At 73.5% G+C, this 5,142-nt stretch carries 6 protein-coding genes; 3 read left to right on the top strand and 3 right to left on the bottom strand.

The genetic code is table 11. The annotated features are described in order from the left end of the window. Positions 1 to 118: 118 nt before the first annotated feature. Complete coding sequence (locus ACOV8S_RS19030) at positions 119 to 799, bottom strand: NAD(P)H oxidoreductase (protein WP_448319007.1); 681 nt, start codon at positions 797 to 799, stop codon at positions 119 to 121. Between the two features lie 138 nt (positions 800 to 937). Here ACOV8S_RS19030 and ACOV8S_RS19025 point away from each other — a divergent pair, with 138 nt between their 5' ends. Beyond that, the gene (locus ACOV8S_RS19025; protein ID WP_448319006.1) at positions 938 to 1,921 is read left to right on the top strand and encodes an AraC family transcriptional regulator; all 984 of its coding nucleotides are present in this window, start codon (positions 938 to 940) and stop codon (positions 1,919 to 1,921) included. A gap of 145 nt (positions 1,922 to 2,066) precedes the next feature. On the opposite strand, the gene ACOV8S_RS19020 is transcribed toward ACOV8S_RS19025, so the two are convergent. Next, positions 2,067 to 2,537 (bottom strand): MarR family transcriptional regulator, encoded by a 471-nt coding sequence (locus tag ACOV8S_RS19020; RefSeq protein ID WP_448319005.1) that lies wholly within the window; start codon positions 2,535 to 2,537, stop codon positions 2,067 to 2,069. A gap of 138 nt (positions 2,538 to 2,675) precedes the next feature. Then, a complete protein-coding gene (locus ACOV8S_RS19015) occupies positions 2,676 to 3,419 on the bottom strand; it encodes an SDR family oxidoreductase (RefSeq protein WP_448319004.1) in 744 nt (247 codons plus the stop codon). Between the two features lie 104 nt (positions 3,420 to 3,523). On the opposite strand from ACOV8S_RS19015, the gene ACOV8S_RS19010 reads away from it, so the two are divergent. Together ACOV8S_RS19010 and ACOV8S_RS19005 are read left to right on the top strand one after the other, a co-directional pair. Further along, complete coding sequence (locus ACOV8S_RS19010; protein WP_448319003.1) at positions 3,524 to 4,372, top strand: LysR family transcriptional regulator; 849 nt, start codon at positions 3,524 to 3,526, stop codon at positions 4,370 to 4,372. A 225-nt stretch (positions 4,373 to 4,597) separates the two neighbouring features. Beyond that, positions 4,598 to 5,140, top strand: coding sequence for a GNAT family N-acetyltransferase (locus ACOV8S_RS19005; protein ID WP_448319002.1), 543 nt, complete (start codon positions 4,598 to 4,600; stop codon positions 5,138 to 5,140). Positions 5,141 to 5,142 lie beyond the last annotated feature (2 nt).

The raw sequence follows: 5,142 nt of genomic DNA, 5'->3' as shown, positions 1-5,142 counted from the left end.
GGGTGAGGGGCGGCAGGGCGTCGCGTCCGTGACGGGGCGCCCCGCAGGACCGTGCCCCCTCCTCGCGGGCGCGTCTCCCCAGGCGTCCTGCTCCCCGGCGTCATGCTCCCACGGGGCGTCAGGCGGCCACGAGTTCCTCGGCGATGAAGGCCTCCACGAACTCCCGCGCACGACGGTCGAACGCCGTGTACTGGGCCTCGCGGTCCGCGCCCGTGATCGCCTCGCCGACCAGGAGATTGCCTTCGGCGTCGACGCGCTGCGGGCGTTCCTCCGCGTCGGTGAGCAGGCCGACGGTGGAGTGGGAGAAGCCGCAGTAGTAGGCGATGCCCGCGCTCAGGTTGTTGTCGAGGACGGTCCGCATGTCTTCCACGGCCGGATCGTCGCCAGGGGCGCCGGCCAGGCCCAGCCACAGGATGCGCTTGCCGGCGAGGCGGGGCCTGCTGCGGCCGTAGGCGAAACCGTAGTTCCACACCCGGTCGATCCAGCCCTTGAGGAGGGCGGGCACGCTCTGCCAGTACACCGGGAAGACGGCGACGACGGCATCGGCGTCGAGGATGCGTCGCATGTGGGTGTGCACCTCTTCCGAGTACCTCTTCTCACGGTTGCCCCAGTCCGGCTGGTCCGCCGCGTTCGTCCGGGGGTCGAACCCCTCGGCGTGCAGGTCGAGCAGGTCGACGCGGTAGCCGGCGGTTTCGAGCTGTGCGGCGGTACGGCGGGCCGTGTGCGCGGTGAGCGAATCGGTGCGGTGGTGTGCGACGACGACGAGGGCTGTCCTGGCACGGCTGTCGTGCTGCGTCACTGTGTCTCCCGTTGTCTCGGTCGGTTGTCCCGGTGGGTCCCGGTGGGTCCCGGTGCAGGAGTTCAGTTCAGCCGTACCGGCGCAGATGATCCATGGGAGAACCGCTCCGGAACATAGGAGTTCGTCTACGGTCGTTCCATGGATCCTTTGAGTTCGCTGCTGGGCGGAATCCGGGCCGAGGGAGCGGTCGTCAGTCACGTCGTGCTCGCGGAGCCCTGGGCCGTCCGCTTCGCCGACGAGGCGCCACTCACCATGATCAGCGTGCTGCGCGGCGGGGGCGCCCTGGTTCTGCCCGACGGAACGCAACGCGCGATCGGCGCGGGTCACACCGCCCTCGTGCAGGGTCCCGGACCGTTCCACCTCGTGGACCACCCCGCCAGTCTGGAACGCTCCCACGCCGCGTACGAGATCAGCTGTTTCACCGAGAGCTCCGGGTGCGGCGCCCAGGAACTGGGCGGGATCCGGTGGGGCGGCGACTCCGAGGAGGCGACCGCGCTGGTCGTGGGCGCCTACCGTGCCTCCGGCCACCGCCACGAGCGGCTCCTGCGTGCCCTGCCGTCCGTCCTGGTGGTCGAGGAGGACGCCGAGGTGTGTGCCTGGCTGGAGACGGCCGCCGCCGACGCGGCCCGTCTCACGCCCGGTTCGCAGGCGCTGATGGACCGGCTCCTCGACTGGGGCCTGGTGTGCACCTTGCGCAGCTGGTTCGACAGGGCGGGCGCCGACGCGCCCACCTGGTACCGGGGTCTTGCCGACCCGGTCCTCGCTCCCGCGCTGCAGTCGTTCCACGACCGGCCCGCCGAGCCCTGGACGGTGGCCTCCCTGGCGGCTCGGGCCGGCGTCTCCCGGGCGCTGTTCGCCAAACGCTTCACCCTGCTGATGGGCCGCCCTCCCCTCGCCTACGTCACCGATTGCCGCATGGACGAGGCCGAGACGCTGCTGTCCGACACCGACCTCGGCATCGCGCAGATCGCCAGGGCCGTCGGCTATGCCGACGCCTTCGGCTTCAGCGCCGCGTTCAAGCGTCACAGGGGCCGGAGCCCCAGCGCCTGGCGTCGCGCGGTGGCCGAGGCGGCGTCCGGCTCCCTCGCATCGCGACGGGAGAGCGGTGCGGCGGCCCGGTAGCTGAGAACACCGTGTGCGGTGCAAGGCGACCGGGCGGCGTCCGGCTCCCTCGCATCGCGACGGGAGAGCGGTGCGGCGGCCCGGTAGCTGAGAACACCGTGTGCGGTGCAAGGCGACCGGCCGCCGCCCCGTGACGCCGCCCCGGTCAGGCGACCGTGCCGCCGCCCGCGTTGCGGATCAGCCGCTGGAGCACCTTCACCGTGGTGACGTAGTCCGCGTCGTCGATGCCCTCGTGGAGGGCGGCGCGGATCGCGGGAGCGTTGCGGGCGAGGTCGACGCGGGCCTGTTCCCCGGCCTGGGTGAGCCGCAGCCGGTCCGCGGCGTCCCTGGTCAGCCATCCCCGGCGCAGCAGCACCTCGGACTCCGCCGCCAGGTCGTCCTCCGGCCGGAGGTAGGAAGCCATGGCCTCCCGAAGCTGGGGCACGGTCATGCCCTCGCCGTCCGGGGAGAGGTCGTTCGGGGACAGGTTGCGCAACAGCCAGAACTGGGGCTGCGTGTAGCCGGCTTCGGCCTGCCGGGCCCTGGTGTGGGCGATGAGCGCCTCGTAGGCGACACCGGTCCAGTACGCGGCGGGCTGTGCGGCGAGTTCGGCGTCGGTGGGGTGCGGGGTCGCCATGAGGTTGCCTCCCGGTGGTTCGGTCGGAGCCCGCGCTGTGCGCGGCACGGGAGGAACGTAGGACCTCGAGTTCGGTTGAGATCAAGGGGCGGTGGACGGCGAGGGGCGGCCCGGAAGCCGGCCCTCGCCGTCGTCACCTCACCACGGGAGCTCGCCGTCGTCGTTGAAGAAGCGGCCCCGCGGCCCGTCGTCCCCCACGGTCGCCAGCCGGATCGCGGAGGCCGCGCCCTGCTGCGGGGTCCGCACTCCCCGGAAGCCGTTGAGGTCGGTGGCGGTGAAGCCGGGGCAGACGGCGTTGACCAGGACGTTCGTGTCGGCCAGTTCCTTGGCGTACTGCACGGTGACGGCGTTGAGGAAGGTCTTCGACGGCGCGTAGGCGACGGAGATCGGGCCGGTGTCCGCGCCGGGCGTGGACTGCAGCGTGAGGGAGCCGACACCGCTGGAGACGTTCACGATCCGCGGCGAGGGCGAGCGGCGCAGCAGCGGCAGCAGGGCGTTGGTGACGCGGATGACCCCGATCACGTTGGTCTCCACGGCCGCCCGCACCCGGTCCAGGTCGACGGTGGTCGGCTCCTGCGGTCCGCCGCCGGTGATGCCCGCGTTGTTGACCAGGGCGTCGAGCCTCCCGGCCCGTGCCTCCAGCAGTCGGGCCGCCGCCGTCACGCTCGCGTCGTCGGTCACGTCCAGCGGCACGCCGAACGCGTCGATCCCGTCCGCGCGCAGCTTCTCCACGGCGGCCTCGCGCCGTTCCTCGTTCCGGGCGCCGACCCCGACGGACCAGCCGAGGGCGCCGAGCCCGGCGGCGATCTCGTAGCCGATGCCCTTGTTGGCCCCGGTCACCAGGGCGACCTTGTTCCGGTTCACGTTGTTGTCCTCACTCATGCCTTCGATGCTGCTGCCGGGCCGGGCGGGGCGTCCAGGACCGATCGGGTGGGCGGCGATACCGGCCGGGTATCGCCGCTGGTCGGCCCGGTTACGCTGGCGGGGTGGAGACACGTGAGTTGCGGTATTTCGTCGCGGTCGCCGAGGAGTTGCACTTCGGGCGGGCCGCGGGGCGGCTCGGGATCGCCCAGCCTCCGCTGTCGCGGGCGATCGGCGCACTCGAGCGGCGTCTGGGCGCCGCCCTGCTGGAGCGCGGGAGCCGGGGCGTCTCCCTGACCGAGGCCGGGGCGGTGCTGCTGCGGGAGGCGCGGGCGGCGCTGGACGCCGTCGAGGCCGCCGAGCGGCGCACCCGCCGGGCCGCCCGCACCGCGGCCGGGCACCCCTCGGTGGTCCTGGCCGCGAAGGCGGGGGCCTCGGGCGAACTGCTGGCGAAGCTCCTCGACGTCTACGCCGCCGAGCCCGGCGCCGTCGCCGTGGACGTCCTGTTGTGCGGGCCGGGCGAGCAGGCGGGGGTGCTGCGCGACGGCCGGGCCGACGTGGCCCTGCTGCACCGGCCGTTCGACGACACGGCCGGCTTCGACACCGAGGACCTGCACTCCGAGGGGCAGGTCGTGCTCCTCCCGGCGGGACATCCCCTCGCCGTCCGCTCCCACCTGCGGCTCGCCGAGGTCACCGCGCTGCCCGATCTGCCGCTGCCCCGCTGGCCGTGCCCCGACGGGTCCTTCCCGGACGGCCCGGGCCCGCAGGTGCGCGACCACACGCAGCTCACCCAGCTCATCGCCCTCGGCCGTGCCTGCGCCGTCGTCCCGGAGTCGGGCCGCACCGGCCTGCGCGAGGACCTGGTCGCCGTGCCCGTCGTCGACGCTCCGCGCGTCACCACGGTGATCGCCTGGCCGCCCCACAGCCGGTCGACGGCGGTCGCGGGCCTGGTCCGCGCCGCCACCAGCCGATAGCCCGCCGGCTCCGTCCGCCGCGCGGCCCTTGCACCGTCGCATCCGCGCGGACGGCTGAGCTCGACGTCCCGTGCGGACGGCGGAGTTGGGCCCCGGCGCAAGCGATGGGGCTCGACCAAGGCTGTGAACTCAGGCTTGCGGCGCGGTTCTTGCTGTGCAGCAGGGGCGTTGGATCATGAGCGAAACCGCAACTGCCGACGCTGCAACCCCTGTTAGCCTGCGCGGATGTACACCGAACTGGAAGTCGCCACGTGGCCGCCCGCGCCGATCAGGACCGAGCGGCTGGTGCTCCGCGCCTCGGAGGCGCGGGACCGTGCGGTGTTCGTCGAGCTGCTGGCGTCGGCGGAGGTGAACGCCTACCTTGGCGGCCCCCGGGACCGGGCCGAGCTCGAGCGTGAGCTGCCCGAGGTGCCGGAGCAGTGGCCCGGGAGCTTCGTCGTGGAGTTCGACGGGGAGATGATCGGTCACCTCCTGCTCCGGCGGGCGGCGGGGCACCGGCGCCCGGCCGCGGCGGGGAAGGCGGATCTCGGCTACCTCTTCCTGCCGCGGGCATGGGGGCGCGGGTACGCCGCCGAGGCGTGTGCGGCGGCGCTCGACTGGCTGGACGGCACGCTTCCCGGGGAGCCGGTGGTGCTCACCACCCAGTCCGCCAACGTCGGCTCGATGCGGCTCGCGGAGAAGCTCGGCTTCGGCGAGGTGGAGCGGTTCGTGGCCTGGGACGCCGAGCAGTGGCTCGGCATGCGGCCCCCGGTCACGCCCTCAGCCTGAAC

This window comes from Streptomyces sp. CO7, assembly GCF_053474865.1.
The sequence above is the reverse complement of the archived record's forward strand: the minus strand, read 5'-3'. Positions and strand labels throughout refer to the sequence as shown.

What these genes read in the sequence shown, in the direction of transcription:
- ACOV8S_RS19025 (WP_448319006.1), top strand. Translation starts at nt 938, where the DNA reads ATGGATCCTTTGAGTTCGCTGCTGGGCGGAATCCGGGCCGAGGGAGCG.
- ACOV8S_RS19020 (WP_448319005.1), bottom strand. Translation starts at nt 2,537, where the DNA reads ATGGCGACCCCGCACCCCACCGACGCCGAACTCGCCGCACAGCCCGCC.
- ACOV8S_RS19015 (WP_448319004.1), bottom strand. Translation starts at nt 3,419, where the DNA reads ATGAGTGAGGACAACAACGTGAACCGGAACAAGGTCGCCCTGGTGACC.
- ACOV8S_RS19005 (WP_448319002.1), top strand. Translation starts at nt 4,598, where the DNA reads ATGTACACCGAACTGGAAGTCGCCACGTGGCCGCCCGCGCCGATCAGG.